This window comes from Ignatzschineria sp. 22MB058224 (assembly GCF_058188435.1).
Genome location: NZ_CP187366.1, coordinates 1099613 through 1116348, shown reverse-complemented (window position 1 = coordinate 1116348; position 16736 = coordinate 1099613). Strand labels below are relative to the sequence as shown.

19 protein-coding genes and 2 tRNA genes are annotated in these 16736 nt (G+C 37.9%); 14 read left to right on the top strand and 7 right to left on the bottom strand.

Annotated features, from left to right (window positions below; translation table 11 throughout):
* Positions 1-6: 6 nt before the first annotated feature.
* From mreD to ACPF7B_RS04840, 3 genes are read right to left on the bottom strand one after another with little or no spacing between them, the layout of a single operon-like run.
* Positions 7-498 carry a rod shape-determining protein MreD gene (gene mreD, locus ACPF7B_RS04850; protein ID WP_490504703.1) on the bottom strand — a complete coding sequence of 164 codons (492 nt, stop codon included), beginning with the start codon at positions 496-498 and terminating at the stop codon, positions 7-9.
* Positions 485-1342 (bottom strand): rod shape-determining protein MreC, encoded by an 858-nt coding sequence (gene mreC / locus ACPF7B_RS04845; protein ID WP_490504702.1) that lies wholly within the window; start codon positions 1340-1342, stop codon positions 485-487. The genes mreD and mreC overlap by 14 nt, the downstream gene beginning before the upstream one ends.
* A gap of 52 nt (positions 1343-1394) precedes the next feature.
* The gene (locus tag ACPF7B_RS04840) at positions 1395-2444 is read right to left on the bottom strand and encodes a rod shape-determining protein (protein ID WP_490506499.1); all 1050 of its coding nucleotides are present in this window, start codon (positions 2442-2444) and stop codon (positions 1395-1397) included.
* Positions 2445-2621: 177 nt separating this feature from the next.
* On the opposite strand from ACPF7B_RS04840, the gene tpiA reads away from it, so the two are divergent.
* The 14 genes from tpiA (at position 2622) to ACPF7B_RS04770 (ending at position 12647) form a co-directional block, all read left to right on the top strand.
* Positions 2622-3371, top strand: coding sequence for a triose-phosphate isomerase (tpiA, locus tag ACPF7B_RS04835; protein WP_490504701.1), 750 nt, complete (start codon positions 2622-2624; stop codon positions 3369-3371).
* Between the two features lie 24 nt (positions 3372-3395).
* Complete coding sequence (gene secG, locus ACPF7B_RS04830; RefSeq protein WP_490504700.1) at positions 3396-3719, top strand: preprotein translocase subunit SecG; 324 nt, start codon at positions 3396-3398, stop codon at positions 3717-3719.
* A 9-nt stretch (positions 3720-3728) separates the two neighbouring features.
* Positions 3729-3813 (top strand) — tRNA-Leu (locus ACPF7B_RS04825).
* Between the two features lie 200 nt (positions 3814-4013).
* Positions 4014-4098 (top strand) — tRNA-Leu (locus ACPF7B_RS04820).
* A 95-nt stretch (positions 4099-4193) separates the two neighbouring features.
* Positions 4194-5240 carry a type II secretion system F family protein gene (locus tag ACPF7B_RS04815; protein ID WP_490504699.1) on the top strand — a complete coding sequence of 349 codons (1047 nt, stop codon included), beginning with the start codon at positions 4194-4196 and terminating at the stop codon, positions 5238-5240.
* Positions 5240-5947 carry a prepilin peptidase gene (locus ACPF7B_RS04810; protein WP_490504698.1) on the top strand — a complete coding sequence of 236 codons (708 nt, stop codon included), beginning with the start codon at positions 5240-5242 and terminating at the stop codon, positions 5945-5947. Before ACPF7B_RS04815 ends, ACPF7B_RS04810 begins: the two co-directional genes overlap by 1 nt.
* Before the next feature lie 41 nt (positions 5948-5988).
* The gene (gene coaE / locus ACPF7B_RS04805) at positions 5989-6624 is read left to right on the top strand and encodes a dephospho-CoA kinase (protein WP_490504697.1); all 636 of its coding nucleotides are present in this window, start codon (positions 5989-5991) and stop codon (positions 6622-6624) included.
* Between the two features lie 21 nt (positions 6625-6645).
* Positions 6646-7362, top strand: coding sequence for a cell division protein ZapD (gene zapD / locus ACPF7B_RS04800; RefSeq protein WP_490504696.1), 717 nt, complete (start codon positions 6646-6648; stop codon positions 7360-7362).
* A gap of 122 nt (positions 7363-7484) precedes the next feature.
* Positions 7485-8219 carry a 3-oxoacyl-ACP reductase FabG gene (gene fabG / locus ACPF7B_RS04795; protein ID WP_490504695.1) on the top strand — a complete coding sequence of 245 codons (735 nt, stop codon included), beginning with the start codon at positions 7485-7487 and terminating at the stop codon, positions 8217-8219.
* Between the two features lie 123 nt (positions 8220-8342).
* Entirely contained in the window at positions 8343-8579 is a 237-nt protein-coding gene (gene acpP, locus ACPF7B_RS04790) for an acyl carrier protein (RefSeq protein ID WP_490504694.1), read from the top strand.
* A gap of 138 nt (positions 8580-8717) precedes the next feature.
* Positions 8718-9959 (top strand): beta-ketoacyl-ACP synthase II, encoded by a 1242-nt coding sequence (gene fabF / locus ACPF7B_RS04785; RefSeq protein WP_490504693.1) that lies wholly within the window; start codon positions 8718-8720, stop codon positions 9957-9959.
* Positions 9960-9971: 12 nt separating this feature from the next.
* Positions 9972-11036 (top strand): endolytic transglycosylase MltG, encoded by a 1065-nt coding sequence (mltG, locus tag ACPF7B_RS04780; protein WP_490504692.1) that lies wholly within the window; start codon positions 9972-9974, stop codon positions 11034-11036.
* Complete coding sequence (gene tmk, locus ACPF7B_RS04775) at positions 11036-11692, top strand: dTMP kinase (protein ID WP_490504691.1); 657 nt, start codon at positions 11036-11038, stop codon at positions 11690-11692. Before mltG ends, tmk begins: the two co-directional genes overlap by 1 nt.
* Positions 11676-12647, top strand: a complete 972-nt coding sequence (locus ACPF7B_RS04770) for a DNA polymerase III delta subunit-related protein (RefSeq protein WP_490504690.1) — start codon at positions 11676-11678, stop codon at positions 12645-12647. Before tmk ends, ACPF7B_RS04770 begins: the two co-directional genes overlap by 17 nt.
* A gap of 72 nt (positions 12648-12719) precedes the next feature.
* On the opposite strand, the gene ACPF7B_RS04765 is transcribed toward ACPF7B_RS04770, so the two are convergent.
* The 4 genes from ACPF7B_RS04765 to ACPF7B_RS04750 form a co-directional block, all read right to left on the bottom strand.
* Positions 12720-13769: a M42 family metallopeptidase gene (locus tag ACPF7B_RS04765; protein WP_490504688.1), complete on the bottom strand. Its 1050-nt coding sequence runs from the start codon at positions 13767-13769 to the stop codon at positions 12720-12722.
* Between the two features lie 125 nt (positions 13770-13894).
* Positions 13895-14878 carry a glutathione synthase gene (gene gshB, locus ACPF7B_RS04760; protein ID WP_490504687.1) on the bottom strand — a complete coding sequence of 328 codons (984 nt, stop codon included), beginning with the start codon at positions 14876-14878 and terminating at the stop codon, positions 13895-13897.
* A 90-nt stretch (positions 14879-14968) separates the two neighbouring features.
* The gene (locus ACPF7B_RS04755; protein ID WP_490504686.1) at positions 14969-15781 is read right to left on the bottom strand and encodes a 16S rRNA (uracil(1498)-N(3))-methyltransferase; all 813 of its coding nucleotides are present in this window, start codon (positions 15779-15781) and stop codon (positions 14969-14971) included.
* A gap of 109 nt (positions 15782-15890) precedes the next feature.
* Positions 15891-16670: an MlaA family lipoprotein gene (locus tag ACPF7B_RS04750; protein ID WP_490504685.1), complete on the bottom strand. Its 780-nt coding sequence runs from the start codon at positions 16668-16670 to the stop codon at positions 15891-15893.
* Positions 16671-16736 lie beyond the last annotated feature (66 nt).

Sequence of the window (16736 nt, the reverse complement as noted above, 5' to 3'; positions counted from 1 at the left end):
AGGTGTTTATTTATCGGTTATGTTGAAGATTTCACAAATTTCATTTAAGAGAATATTGAGAATTGGCCAAAACAAGCTTGAAACAATAATTGGCATGATCCAATGAGTAAAGCTTGGGGTTGTATTTCCTAAAACGCCATTAATCCAGATTGCGATTAATGATTGTATAGCAAAAATAATAGGAATAAGAATTGTTTGTTCCGCAAGATTTAAAGAGGTAATTCGTTGATAGTATCGTTTAATAATATAGCAGATTAATGTGAATATTAATCCATGTAGTCCCCAAACAAATGATTTCGATATATCAAGTAGAAGCCCGGCACTCCAAGCCCAAGTAATACTAAAGTGACGTTGAAGCTTAATGGACCAAAATAGCATTGTCATTGTTGTCCAATGTGGGCGAATTGCTTCAAAGAATGCAGGCATTGAAATAGTATCAAGTACAATAGAGATGCCAAATGTTAATAAGATAATAATAAAGCGTTTAATCGAGATCATCTTTTTCTCCTTTTGTAAGGATTAGCACTTCTCGAATACGATCAAGCTTTGCTGTGGGTGTTGCGATGATCTTTGCGAAATAGCCGGTAGAGTCAACCGTAATTGTTTTGATCACAGCAACAGGATATCCCTGTGGAAAGCGCTCATCAAGTCCTGACGTAACGAGTAGATCTCCTACCTTTACATCATCATCAAAAGCGATATTTGTCACCTCTATTTCGTTGAGTTTTCCATTACCATTTGCAATACCACGGATGCCATTACGATTAATCTCGATAGGTAATGAATGGTGTGGATCAGTTAGCAATATTACTTTACTTGAAGAGGGTGATACTGATACTGTTTGTCCCACAATTCCCAAGTTATTAAGTACAGGGAGATTTTCTTCAACTCCACTATTCGCACCCTGATTTAATAAAACAATGTGACGATAAGGATCAGAGCTAATATTGATGAGTTCAGCAATGATTGTTGAATGCTCTAGTTTTGATGAGGATTGCAGTAATAGGCGTAGCCGTCTATTTTCAGCAGTAAGTGCAGCCATCTGCTGAGTTTCAAAAGCAAGGTAGAGCTCTTTTTCTTCTAATGTTTCAATGCGTTGAAGAAGTTCTTCTTTCTCTGTAAACCAATCTTGGAGTTTGCCAACAAAGCTCACGGGAGATTCTGCAATGAGAGAGAGTGGGTGGGTTGCTTCTTCTAAATAATATTTTGGAAGGCGCAGATAGTCTGTTCGATGATCCACAAACATGAGGGTTATCGAAAAAATACAGAAAAAGAGCACTTTGACTTTGAGCCCAAAGCTCTGAATATCAAACTGCTCTTGGGTTTTATCCGGTTTTTCCATAGTTATGATTAGCGTTTCCTAGATTGAAAATTCATGAAACAGCAATGGGTCACTATTCTAAACCAAATGCGTTACTACCATAAACACCTTGGAGCTCTAAAGCTTTTCCGCCCCCACGAACTACGCATGTTAAAGGATCTTCTGCAATAATTGCATCTAAGCCTGTCTCTTCAGAAATGAGCTGGTCAATATTGCGAAGTAGAGCGCCGCCGCCAGTAATTACAATACCTCGCTCTGAAATATCAGCAGCAAGTTCTGGCGGTGTTGATTCTAGCGCAAGTTGAACGGCGCTAACAATACCTTGTAGCGGCTCCATAAGTGCTTCTAAAATTTCATTTGAAGTTAGAGAGAATGTACGCGGTAATCCCTCACTTAAATTTCGCCCACGAACTTGTGTTTCAAGTACTTCAGCAGTTGGGAATGCCGTTCCAATATCCTGTTTGATACGCTCAGCTGTTGGTTCACCAATTAACATGCCATAGTTACGGCGAACGTAGTTAATGATCGCTTCATCAAAAGTATCTCCCCCAATTCTCACAGAGTTTGCATACACAATACCCGTTAAAGAGATCACAGCGACTTCCGATGTTCCGCCACCAATATCTAAAACCATTGATCCTGTTGCTTCATGAACAGGAATTCCAGCACCTAAAGCAGCGGCCATAGGTTCGGGAATTAAGCGAGCTTCAATTGCACCTGCACTTTCAGCTGCTTCTTTTATTGCACGTCTTTCCACATGAGTTGCGCCAGAAGGTACACATACAATCACACGAGGATTTGGGCGCCCTAAGAAGAAGTTTCTTTTCAGTACTTGATTGATGAAGTTTTCAAGCATTATTTCAGTTTTAGGAAGATCTGCAATAACGCCATCTTTAAGTGGTCGAGTGGTTTCGATCGTATCAGGCGTACGGCCTAACATTAATTTTGCTTCCTGACCTACCGCTGAAAGTCTTGGGCGACCTGTTTTTGGGTCTCGTTCAATTGCAACAACGGACGGCTGATTTAAAACAATTCCTTGACCTCTCATATAGATAAGAGTGTTTGCTGTACCTAGGTCAATGGAAAGATCACGGGAGAAAAAAGACTTTAAACGTTTTGGGATCATATTCATACTCAACTTGAAATCGGTTAACTTGCAACTCCTACGTTATACTTTTAATAAGTAGGCAGGATTTAGAAAATAGGGTACGATTATAGCAATTAATGACATGTAACGATTAAATAATTTTAGAGTTTTTTATTTGTAGCTTATATAGATAGAGGAAAATAGGAGTCGATAATGGGTTCAAAAAAACGTTTTGTTGCAGGAAACTGGAAGATGAATGGTTCTTTATCTAGTAACCGAGAATTACTCAATACATTATTACCTTTAGTAAAAAATGCAGAATCTGAAGTGGTTGTTTTTCCACCATCAATCTATGTGCAGCAAGTCTCTTCAATTTTGGAAGATAGTAATATTAAAGTAGGTATTCAGAATATATCAGCAGAACCTAAAGGAGCTTTTACTGGTGAAATATCGCTGGCTATGGCAAAAGATTTTAACTGTGAATATATTTTAATTGGACATTCTGAGCGCCGAACGCTGTATGGTGAAACAGATGCTGATGTCGCCAAAAAAATGGCGGCGGTAGTTAGTGCAGGTTTAACGCCCGTTATTTGTGTTGGGGAGACGTTAAAAGAGCGAGAATCTAACCGTACAGAAGAAGTGATAGGATCTCAATTATTGAGTGTAATTAATGCAATTGGTATTGATGCTTTTAAGGGAGCTGTGATTGCTTATGAACCTGTATGGGCAATTGGTACGGGGAAAACTGCAACTCCAGAAGAAGCAAACCAGGTACATGATTTTATTCACTGTACTTTAAAAAAACATGATGATAAGATATGTGACCTTGTGAGAGTGGTTTATGGTGGAAGTGTGAATGCTGGTAATGCCAAAACGCTCTTTGCAAAAGACAGTATCGATGGTGCTCTTGTGGGGGGCGCATCGTTAGAAGCTGAAGGATTTAGTAAAATCGTTTTAGCATAAAAGTATACTAATAAGGTTGAAAAGATGTTTGAGAATCTCATTTATGTTTTACATATAGCTGTATGTTTAATTATTATCGCTTTGGTATTAATTCAACAAGGTAAGGGTGCAAGTATTGGTGCTTCATTCGGCCAAGGTGCTTCAGGTACTGTATTTGGTGCGGCGGGTAAAGCAAATTTCCTTGCTCGATTAACAAAATGGATGGTTGTATTATTTTTTGTCACGAGCCTTGTAATGATGTTTAACTCTGGTAAGATTACCGCTAGTAAAAGTGTGATCGATTCGTTACCAACCCAGGAAGTACCTGTGATTGGTGGTAGTTCAAATACATCTGAATCTGCACAATAAAGATCATATGCCGGCGTGGTGGAATTGGTAGACACGCTACCTTGAGGTGGTAGTGCGTAACTGCGTCCCAGTTCAAATCTGGGCGTCGGTACCATATAAAAAATCCCTAGTTCTTTAACTAGGGATTTTTTTCAATGATCCGATTTGACATATTGGTGTTAACTAAAAAAGAATGTTTATATTTATCAAATAAATAGACTTTACTTTTGTTGTGTGCTGTCTTATTTTTTCTCAAAATATTGATGTTTAGTTACTTACTGGTTACTATACGCAAATCAAATATTATTGATTTATGCCGGCGTGGTGGAATTGGTAGACACGCTACCTTGAGGTGGTAGTGCGTAACTGCGTCCCAGTTCAAATCTGGGCGTCGGTACCATATTTAAAAGCTCTAGTTCCTACTAGAGCTTTTTTGTGCGTATAATTTTTTTAATCACCTATTCTTACCAATATTCATCAAAATTGGTATGCGATATGTCATTGAAGATAACAAAAGAAGAACAACTCTTTTTTTGGGAGCAACTTGGGCTTCTGATTCCTGCCGGTATTTCATTAATTGTAGCGTTATCACTGTTAAGTGAATCAGCGCCGAAAAGTCGTCAAAAACACTTTTTTAATAAGGTAAAATTTTTTATTGAATCTGGTTATCCTTTTTCAGAAGCGCTTTATAGGACAACTCAATCATTTTCTCAGATGACTATCACTTTAATTGAGATTGGAGAGGCTGCTGGGCGATTGCCCGAGATACTTGGATACATCTCAGCGCTTGAAAAAGAAGCAGCATTATCCCGAAAAAGTATCCGCAAAGCTATAAGCTATCCGTTTATGGTAATTTTCGTAGCTGTTTTGGTTTTGGGATTTATCTTAATATCAGTGGTGCCAATGTTTGATACACTGTATCAAACAAGCGGAACTGAATTACCATATATAACACAGAAAATATTATCTATTTCTAACAATCTTTTATCGTTTACATTTGTGGCATACCTATTGCTCATAATCATTTTTTGCTTTTGGGTATATCGAAACTATCGTAAAAAAGGTCGCTTTAATTACACAATCGATCAGCTTTTATTGAGAATCCCTTATATTGGTTTTATGTTGCGACTTAATTTCACTCGACATTTAGCGACAGCTTTGTCGATGATGCTTCAATCGGGGATAACAATAGTAAATGCTTTAGAGTTATTTAAAATAAGCGTGAAAAATAGCGTACTCCAAAATGAGATGGTGGAAATTAAGGATCAACTATTAAAAGGTGATGATTTTTATAATATTTTACAAAAAATGCCTAAGACGCCCCCGCTTTTTAAAACAATGGTAGCTGTTGGTATCACTAGTGGCGATTTGGTGGGAAGTTTGAGATTTGTCGGAGGCTATTATAGCGATCTGTTTAATCAAAAAATTGAATTTTATATTGCTTTATTAGAGCCGGTATCAATCCTCATTGTAGGGGGGATTGTCGGCGTGATTTTAGTGGCGCTCTATTTACCGCTCTTTAATTTAGGGATGGCTTTATAATGGCATTTTTGAAACCTCTGTTGATGCTTCTTTTTTTGGCAATATTTCCGTATTATCTGCTGGTATTTTTACGAATAGAGAATCAAATAAATATTTGCCAGCAGGGTGCGCGCTTATCAATCAATATGATTCATGAATGTGGAAAGTCTGTCTTAAGAAATATTATTCATGAACAGCGTAGTATTTTTGTGCTCAATATTGTCATCGTCTCTTTGGTAGGAGGGGTATATTTTTTTAAGGTTCAGCTAGAACTTATTGATGCAATCTTTATAGGTTTGATATTCTCACTTATGAGGTTTGATTATCAATATTACCTTTTACCAGATTTACTTGTTTACTGTCTAATGTGGTCGGGAATTTTGTTATCGAATAGCGGTCTCGGAATGATCTCTATAAATTCGAGTATCAATGGGGTTGTGTTTGGCTATCTTTTTCTCGTGTTAATTGCAGTTTGCGGAGATCTTATTTTTGGAAAACAGTCATTGGGACAAGGAGATATTAAATTTTGTGCTGCAATTATGGCTTGGATTGGCTTAGAATATTTTTTTGAATTTATTTTTGTGAGCGCACTAATAGGTATTAGCTATGGAGTTTTTTCTCAGTTTTATCGAAAAAATATCAATAATTTGATCCCTTTTGGTGTTGCATTAGGCGGATCAGGTATAATGTTCTTTTTAATACAAAAATTCCAATTGCTCGCCTCTTAATCTATGATTGAGCGATCAGTTATTATAAATAGAACAGATTAATGATTAAAAATCATAAAAAACGAAATACGATATTATTAACGGGCGGCATAGCAAGCGGTAAAACATCCATTTCAAACTATTTGGCTTCAAAGGGAGCAAATATTATTGACACAGATATTATATCGCGACAACTTACAGATCCAATGAGTAGTTTAAGTGTTGAGCCATTGGCTGAAATACGACAGCAATTTGGTGAAGATATTTTTTTACCCAATGGTACGATGGATCGAAAAAAAGTACGTAGCTTGGTGTTTAATGATCTTGAAGCAAAAAAAAATCTAGAAAGTATTTTACATAAACGTATTTTTCAATGTGTCTTGCAGCAGTTAAAAGTGGACAATAATCAGCCTTATGATGTTGTTGTTGTTCCTTTATTGCACGATAAATCACCTTATCTTCCTTTAGCGGATCGAATTTTAGTGGTTGAGATTCCTTATGAATTACAATTACAGCGACTCATGAGTCGTGATAAGATTGATCGAAATCTTGCCGATAAGATTATTCAATCTCAAATTTCTCGTTTAGAGAGACGAAAATTAGCGGATGATATTCTTATTAACGAGCGTCAAAGTTTTATAGAAAAGCAGTTAGATAAGTTACATCAGCGATATAGTGATAAACTTTCAGCTGTTTAAGATGATTAAATAAGGAAAAGAATGATTTACGAGTTTCCCTTAACAGAGAGCGTGCGTCGGTTTTTACGCATAGAAATGCTAGAGAAGCAATCGCTTGCCTACATAGAGCAAGATTCTGAATATAGTACGATTGCCGCAGTAAGAGCGTTATTAGAGTTGGTGACATTAGTATCAAAAAATGATACTAAGATGGAGCTTATTAAGCAGTTAGATGTTTTAATGGTTGCAGATACAACTAATGAGGAAAGTAAAGAGGAAGCGCTTGCATTAAAAGGGCTTTTAAGCCATCAATCTTTTCGAGCGTATGATGAAATCAAAGAGAATATATTTTTGAACACATTGCGTCAACGATTTGCCATTGTTGGCGGAATTTGTGCTTTTGATCTTCCTGTACTTCATAATTGGTTAAACTCACCATTTGATCGACGTAAAGAGCATTTTCATCGTTGGATGAAAGTGATTGATACTGCTTTAACTGCCACTAATTTTGTGTTACATAATATTCGTTCAATAAAAACAGACGAAGCATGTTCTTTTAAACACGGTTTTTACTATCGCTCGGTAAAATGGAAAGCGAGTTTATTGCGTTTAGATATGGAAGGTTATGATTTCTTCCCAGAATTTAGTGGTAATCGTCACCAATTGAGCATTCGCTTAGTTGAGCAAAAAACACCGTGGGAACCGCCACGGCAGGTCGATACGGATATTACTTTAAATGTAGAGATTTGTGGACTATAAAAAATAAATACTTAGGGATAAATGCTTAAGGATAAGTACTTAAGGTCTTAACGTGAGAATATTCGGTAATAATTGTAAAAGCAAGGCGATATTATTTATTACTTTTTAAAGAGGATTTAGATATGAATTTAGATGGAAAAATTGCTTTAGTAACAGGCGCAACGCGAGGAATTGGCAAAGCGATTGCGGAGATTTTAGTGAAAAACGGTGCTTTTGTATTTGGTACAGCAACATCTGATAACGGTGCCGCGACAATTTCTGAATATCTTGGTGAAAAAGGGCAAGGATTGGTTTTAAATGTTACCGATCAAGAGAGTATTGATACTGTCTTAGAAACCATTAAAGAGACAAAGGGCTCTGTTGAAATTTTGATTAATAACGCCGGTATTACAAAAGACCAATTGTTGATGAGAATGAAAGATGAAGAATGGAATGATGTTATTTTAACGAATTTAACAAGTGTCTATTCACTCTCTAAAGCAGTACTTCGACCAATGATGAAAGAGCGTAGAGGTCGTATTATTAACATCACTTCTGTGGTTGGTATTACAGGGAATGCGGGGCAAACAAATTATTCAGCAGCTAAAGCCGGTGTAATTGGTTTTACAAAATCGATGGCAAAAGAGGTTGGATCACGTGGAATTACTGTTAACTGTGTAGCTCCCGGTTTTATCGATACTGATATGACTAAAGATTTACCAGAAACGGTAAAAGAGAATTTATTAGCCAATATTCCATTAGCGCGCCTGGGACAACCTGAAGAGGTCGCCGCAGCTGTGCTCTTCCTTGCATCAGATAATGCCGCTTATATTACTGGTGAGACAATTAATGTGAATGGCGGAATGCTAATGGACTAATTTTTTTTTATTCGTTATAATTGCGAATGTATTAATTTTGGTGAACTGTTAATTCAACAGTCGTTTTTTTAGTACAGAATTGGCTTAGACCATTTTGTTATAATAATTTAAGGATTAGAAGTTATGAGCGACATCGAAACAAGAGTCAAAAAAGTAATCATGGAACAACTTGATGCTAAAGAAGAGCAAGTTGTGAATTCTGCATCATTTGTAGATGACTTAGGTGCGGACTCTCTTGATACTGTTGAGTTAGTAATGGCTCTCGAAGAAGAGTTTGATTGTGATATTCCAGATGAGGAAGCAGAAAAAATTACTACAGTTCAGCAGGCTATCGACTACGTTAATGCTAACTTAAAATAGTTGATTGACAGATTCTCTGCTACTGTAATCGGTATTAGAGAAGTTGTGAATAGAAGCGACTGTTTAGGACTTTATTTTAAGCTCTATACAGTCGTTTTTTTATTACTTAAATCATTTGAAACGCACAAGGGGAATTGAATGAAGCGTCGTGTAGTTGTCACAGGATTAGGAGCCGTAACACCTGTTGGAAATAATTATGAAGAGTCATGGAAAAATATTTTAGCGGGAAAAAGCGGTGCTGCACCTATTACCATGTTCGATGCAAGTGAGTCTCCTGTAACATTTTCAGCACCTGTCAAAGATTTTGATATTTCCCAATATATCTCGCCGCGTGATGCGCGTAGAATGAATTTATTTATCCAGTATGGGCTTGCAGCTGGACTTGATGCGCTTAAAGATTCGGGGTTAGAAATTACCGCTGAGAATGCTACGAGAATTGGGGCAATGATTGGTTCTGGTATCGGTGGATTACCGGGAATTGAAGAGAATCATTCAACCTTAATTGAACGTGGCCCTGGTAAAGTAAGTCCATTTTTTGTTCCAGGTTCAATTGTAAATATGGTATCTGGACAATTATCGATTCTAAAAGGCTTGAAAGGCCCCAATATTTCTGCTGTTACGGCATGTGCATCAGCAACTCATTCTATTGGTTTAGCTGCTCGTTTAATTGAACATGGTGATGCTGATGTAATGCTAGCTGGCGGTGCTGAAATGGCAACTACGCCTCTTGGTGTGGCGGGCTTTGCAGCGGCTAGAGCTCTTTCAAGACGAAACGATGATCCTGAAAAAGCATCAAGACCTTGGGATGTGGATCGAGATGGTTTTTTGCTTGGTGATGGTGCGGGTGTAATCGTGCTTGAAGAATATGAACACGCAAAAGCACGCGGTGCAAAAATTTATTGTGAGTTAATTGGTTTTGGGATGAGTTCAGATGCATATCATATTACTAGCCCATCTCCTGATGGCGAAGGTGCATCACTTTGCATGGATGCAGCCATTTTAGATGCAGGGATTGCTGCAAGCGATATTGACTATATTAATGCCCATGGGACTTCAACGCCTGTTGGGGATTTGATGGAACTTGAAGCGGTCAAAAAAACATTTAAAGAGGCAACTAAAGATGTTGCGATTAGTTCGACGAAATCAATGACAGGTCATCTTTTAGGTGCCGCAGGTGGCATAGAAGCAATTTTCTCGATTTTAGCTCTCAGAGATCAGATTATCCCGCCTACAATTAATTTTGATAACCCAGATCCAGCGACTGAGGGCTTCAATATTATTGGTAAAGAGGCGACGCCAGCAACACTAAATGTTGTGTTATCGAACTCATTTGGTTTCGGTGGAACAAATGGTAGTTTAATTTTTAAAAAATTAGACTAAGAGGATCGACCGTTGAGATTTATTGGTAAAATAATTTATACCTTATTCCGCTATTTGCTCTCTAAAGTGAGTATTATCATCTTTTTGATAGCGTTGCTTGGTGGTTTTTTTGTGGTCTCTAAGGATTTAGAGAGTTTTTTACAGACTCCAGTGAACCTTCCTGAAAAAGGCCTGATACTGGAGATTACTCCGGGGATGACTATTGATGATGTTGTCTCCGAGTTACGTGCAAAAAATATTATTCGTAATGCGCTCTATTTAAAATGGTATGCCCGTTTTACCGGAGATGCGAATAAATTAAAGGTCGGTGAATATGAGCTAAAGCCGGAGTTATTCCCTAAAGAATTATTAGCGATTATCACTAGTGGGCGAGTACTTCAATATAGCTTTACTATTATTGAGGGATGGAATTTTTTAGAATTGCGACAAGCCCTTGAGAAGTCACCATATCTAAATCAAACCCTCAAAGGGCTTTCGAATGAAGAAGTGATGGAAAAGCTAGGGTTTGAAGGTAAACCTTATGAAGGCTATTTCTTACCCGATACCTATTTTTTCCCAAAAGATTATTCAGATGCGGATCTTTTAAAGAGAAGCTATGCAGAGATGAGTAAAGCGGTTGATCAAGCTTGGTCAAATAGAAAAACGGGGTTGCCGATTAAAAATAAACATGAGCTGTTAACTCTTGCTTCAATTGTTGAAAAAGAGAGTGCCGCCTCGCATGAACGACCGGAGATTGCAGGCGTATTTGTCCGTCGTTTACAAAAAGGGATGCGGTTGCAGACTGATCCAACAGTGATTTATGGATTAGGAGATCAATATCGTGGGCAGATATACCAGAGCGATTTAAAGCGCGACACGCCTTATAATACCTATACTCGTGACGGATTACCTCCAACACCGATCGCGATGCCAAGTCGGGAGGCGATTATGGCAGCAAGTAATCCTAAGGAAGGTAAGACTCTCTACTTTGTAGCAAAAGGAGATGGCTCAGGAGAACATATTTTTTCCAATACGCTTGATGAACATAATAGAGCCGTAAGTGCTTACCGTAAGCGTATACAGGGGACTAAGAAATAATGAATGGTAACCTCAATATTCTTAATTCATCTGGAAAATTTATTACTTTTGAAGGTACTGAAGGCGCAGGGAAAACGACGCAAATCGCAAAAGCAGCTGAATATTTAGAGTCAAAAGGTTTTTCTGTGGTAGTTACGCGTGAACCTGGGGGAACTCCGCTGGGTGAAAAAATTAGAGAGTTATTACTGCAAGATGAGATGTCTAATATGACAGAGTTGCTTTTAATGTTTGCCGCAAGAGCAGAACATCTTGATAAAGTTATTATTCCTGCTCTTAAACAGGACAAATGGATTTTATGCGATCGTTTTACTGAATCAAGCTATGCGTATCAAGGCTATGCACGTAGGCAGTCTTTAGAACAGATTGCTACTTTAGAAAATCTTGTTCAAAAAAATCTTCGTCCTGATTGTACCTTTTGGTTCGATATTCCCGTGCTTGAAGGAATGCGGAGAGTTGCGGCGCGTAAGGGACAAAGTGATCGATTTGAAGCAGAAGATATCTCTTTTTTTGAGAATGTACATCGTGGTTTTCGTCAATTGGCGCAAGACCGTCGATTGCAATTTTTCCGCATTGATGCCCGTCAAACAATTGAGAATGTTCAGCTGCAAATTATTTGTAAGTTAGAGGAGCTGATGCAACATGAGTCCAACATCTGATGAATCGCTTGTGAGAATTCATGCTCCATGGTTAGATCAAGCTCGTCGTGAATTATTATCCTATTATAGATCGAGAGCTCCTAGATCCCTGTTATTAATTGGGCGAGAAGGAATTGGGAAACAGCAACTTGTAGATGATGTGGTGCAGTCGCTTTTTTGTACGCATCTAGAGCAAGAAGAACTATATCCTTGTGGGCAATGTCAAAATTGCCGTTGGATTGCTGCAAATTTCCATCCTGATATTTATCTCATTGGTCACGATGGTGAAATTAAGGTTGATGAAATTCGTAAAATCCATCAATTTTCGCAATTGACCCCCGAAACAGGGCAAAAGATTGTGGTGATTAAGAATGCCGCAAATATGAATATTAATGCAGCCAATAGTTTATTAAAAGTTTTAGAAGAGCCCCCAAAAGATCTCTCCTTTATTTTAGAAACGGATTCTCCCGATCATCTTCCCATAACGGTGAGAAGTCGTTGTCAGCAATACACTCTTGAAACCCCAACGTTAAAGGAGAGTATTCATTTTTTGCACAATCATACTTCTATACAGCAACTTCCGGAAGAGGACTTACAACTTTTATTAGCAATTGCATTTGGGGCACCATTTTTAGCTTTAAAATTACTCAACTCCTATGTCGAAAATGGTAAAAATATTATTAATATAATTCACCAACTAATTAATGGGCAATTGCCGCCATCTAAAGCGATACCATCTCTTTTAGAGCAGAGAGAACTAACTTTTTTGTTACTTTTTTATATACTTTCTGCTTCATTTAAAAATACTCGTGAGCTGTTTCCCGCTGAATTTCGACGTTTATTCGATGCTGTTCGGAAAATTGAACCGAAGAAACGCATCTTACAGTATGAGAAACTTGTTGAGATTTATCGCCTTAGAGATGAGCAAACGCGTACTGATTGGGCATTAGATGCATGGTTTATAGAGTTTCTATAAAACAGTAAATGGAATACCGAGAAAAGAGATGTTATACATACATCTCTTTTTCATTTTGAGATGAATCGTTTTTTATTCAATCATTTCACTGACAATATATTGACACAGTAGATCAAAAGTTGCTTCGATAGAGGAGATGTGTGTACGTTCCATTGCATGAGATGATTCAATTCCAGGCCCAATTAGCGCATGACGAATGTCATAACCTGCACGTATTGCTGCTGAGGCATCCGAGCCATAAAAAGGATAGATATCAACTTTATAGGGAATATCATGTCTTTGTGCTAACTCAATAAATTGATTAGTCAGATCAAAATGATAAGGTCCTGAAGAATCTTTTGCACAAATTGAAACAGTATATTCATCTGTACTTTGCCCATCGCCGATTGCGCCCATATCAACTGCAACATATTCTTTTACTTCTGCGGGGATTGCCGAATTGCCACCAAATCCAATCTCTTCATTGTTAGAAAAATAAAAATAGAGAGAGTAGGGAATTGATGAGGATGATTTTGAGAGCATTTCAAGAAGTGAGAGTAGAATTGCAACACTTGCTTTATCGTCTAAATGGCGAGATTTGATGAAATCTGTCTTAGTATGTTCAAATCGTGGATTAAATGAGACAAAATCGCCAACATTAATGCCACTTTGTAGTGTATCATTTCGATTCTCGGTTCGAAGATCAAGTCGGATTTCTATATGTTCATTATTCCTTGCAATCTCACCCGCATTAGCATAAACATGGACAGATGTTTCATGTAAAAGGATAGTCCCGGTAAATTTTTTGCCAGATCGTGTATGGATTTGACAATATTCCCCTTCTACGGCGTTCCAATTAAATCCCCCTATCTTTGTAAGTTTCAAACGTCCATCTGTTTTAATATCTTTAACCATTGCGCCTAATGTATCGATGTGTGCAGTAAGTAAACGAGCAGCCACATTATTTTCACCCTCGATTTTAGTTAAAATTGCTCCTTTATTCGTCTTAATAATAGGCAATGAGAGAGTTTTAATTCGTTCTTCAATATAGTCAAGAGCTTCTTTGGTATAGCCAGAAGGTGAAGGAATATTGACTAAATTTTCAAGAGTAGTGAGAAATTTTTGTTGATCTAATACCGACATAAATAATCCTTTAAACGCTAAAGAATGAGAATATTCTTCATCATAGCATGTTGCAGAATTTTACTATTCTAGGAAAATAAAAAGGGCATGAAACATTTCATCCCCTTTAGCAATTTATAATGTTATTAATGTCGGTTTTGCCAAGTATCAACTAATGTTTTAAGAAGATCCTTTCCTAAGAAAGTTCCTTTAGTATCATCAATTTGGCGAATACCAGTAGGACTAGTCACATTGATTTCAGTGAGATAATTGCCTATGACATCAAGGCCGACAAAGTATAGACCTCGTTTTACTAATTCAGGGCCAAGGACTTCACAAATATGGCGATCATGAGCGGAGAGTTCTTGGACAACGCCACTTGCACCCGCTGCTAAATTCCCACGTGTTTCATTGGGTGCGGGGATGCGAGCGAGTAGATATGGCGCAGGTTTACCATTGATAAGAATAATTCGTTTATCTCCTTTAGTGATTTCAGGGATATAACGCTGAACCATCACTGAAGTCTGGTTGTGCTCAGTTAGTGTTTCTAAAATTACATTAAGATTAGGATCTTTTTCACCCACACGGAAGATAGAGCTTCCCCCCATTCCATCGAGCGGTTTGACAATCGTATCATGATGGTTTTTAATAAACTCTTTAATATGATTACTTTGGCTTGTCACTAAAGTTGGTGGGCAAAGTTCTGGAAACCAAGTGGTAAACATCTTCTCATTACAATCTCGTAGTGAACGAGGATTATTACAGACTAATGCACCCTGTTTCTCCATCAGCTCCAATAAGTATGTCGTATGGATATAGTGCATGTTGAAAGGCGGATCTTTACGTTGGAGCACAATATCATTTTTACCGAAAACAAGATTTTCCGTATCGCCTAGCTGATACCAATCTTCATAACTTGCTAATTGATTGTCGCTAGATGTGTTAACTATCACTGATTGGGCGCGTGTTTGTACAATACCTTCAAGTAGGTAGATCTCTTGAGGCTGAGTATAGAAAATAGGTAACCCAAGGCTTTGAGCGCCCATCATCATTCCAATAGTGGTATCTTTTTTAGCTGGGAATGTATCGATAGGGTCTGTAATAAAAATGATCCGGGGAGTTGTTTTCATACCGTTCCTTAAAAAGAGGGGGAGTTCCTAAAATGAGGCTATCACTTCTATTAAAAGCCTCCATTGCTATTTTATCAAAAAGAGAGAACCTTAATCTATTTGAACCGGTGATTTAATGCGATCAATCGCCCAATCACCAACTGTACCTTGTATGGTTGAGATAACCGAAAGTGCGGCAGTTTCTGTTCGTAATATTCGATCCCCTAATGTGACGCTGTATGCACCATTTTTCTCTAGTAGCGTAATCTCGTTTTCACTTAAACCACCCTCAGGGCCAATGACGATTGTGATTGATTTGCGCGCTTCTGTCGATATCGATGCAAAAAAAGCCTCATCGTTGGCAATGACTTCATTTAGAAATTTTCCAAGGGATGAAGGTGCCATAGGAGATAGAGTAAGAATCGTTGTTTCAATATTCGGTAAAACTTCTGAAAGCCATTTTTCTAATGAAATAGGTGTATTTACTTTTGGAGGAATATTAAGTCCACATTGCTCACAAGCAGATGTGACAATACTTTTCCAACGGTCAACGCGTTTTTCCATTTGATCAGTTTTAAGATGGACAACACTTCTCTCAGTAGTCAAAGGCGTAACCTCATCTAAACCAAGCTCAGTTCCTTTTTGCAGAATAAGCTCCATTTTTTCACCTTTAGCTAATGATTGGAGCAGGTGAATTTTAATACTACTAGTACGATTGGCGGGGTTAAATTTTTTAATTTTCACCGTCAGAAAGCGTTTCGCTATTTCGGTAATAATGCCGTGATATTCACCGCCTTGCCCATTAAATAGGACAATAGAATCACCTTCGCGACTTCTTAATACGCGTGCAATGTAGTTATAATCCTCATCTTTTAAACTAATCTCTTCACCAATAGAGAGTGGAAGATTGATAAAACGGCGCATATGAGATCCTTTAATGATTATCTATTTAAAAATGATAAAAGGCGTTCCCATGCGGGATAAACGCCTTTACAAATTGACCGAGAGCTAATAGGTAGTAGCGTTCGAGTGATTATTGATTCCGTTGCCGCGCTAAATCTGCAATTGATAACCCCTCTTCATCGTCGTCATAGAGATCCTCTTCTTTATCAAATGCTGAACGGATATATTTTACACCACGGTTTTTAAGCTGCTGATTTCGGTATTGTAGATATGCTTCACGTTGAAATACATAAGGATCAAGTGCCGCAGATTTTGTCACTGATCCCACATCGAGCAGTTCGCTTCTCACATTGACAACGCCCATGACTAAAACACCAAGATCTACCCATTCGTTAAATGCATAAGTGTATGGAGTTGCAAAGACATCGGAGATAACACCAACCGTATCACGAGATGTAGAAGGCCCCATAAATGGTACGACAAGATAATTACTATTTGCCCACCCCATCTTTGCGTAAGTTGTTCCCATATCATTAGGTCGTTTTGGGGGTAAATTGAAAAGATCGGTTAGATCAATTAAACCAAATAATCCAAATGTTGAGTTAAAGACGAAGCGGTGTAGACTTTCGACAGCGGACGTTAATTCTCCTTGCGTTAAATTCACAACAACATTCCGCGTATCACCTAGATTACTTAATGCATTGCCAACACCTTTTCGAACTGTTTTAGGTACGATTTTGACATAACCTTCAGCAACAGGTTTCGTGATAGCATTGTCAAGCGCAGTATTAAATGAATGCGCCGGTCTATTGAATCCCTCATAAGGATCATAGGGGTTGGGAGGAGTTCCTGCACAAGCGGCTATTACAGTAGTTAATGCAACAAAGCCTAGAATTCGATGTAATTTCATAAGATAAATTTTCTCAAATTTTTCAGTTAGTTAATGAGTGAAAAAGCACAGATAGTCTAGGCATTT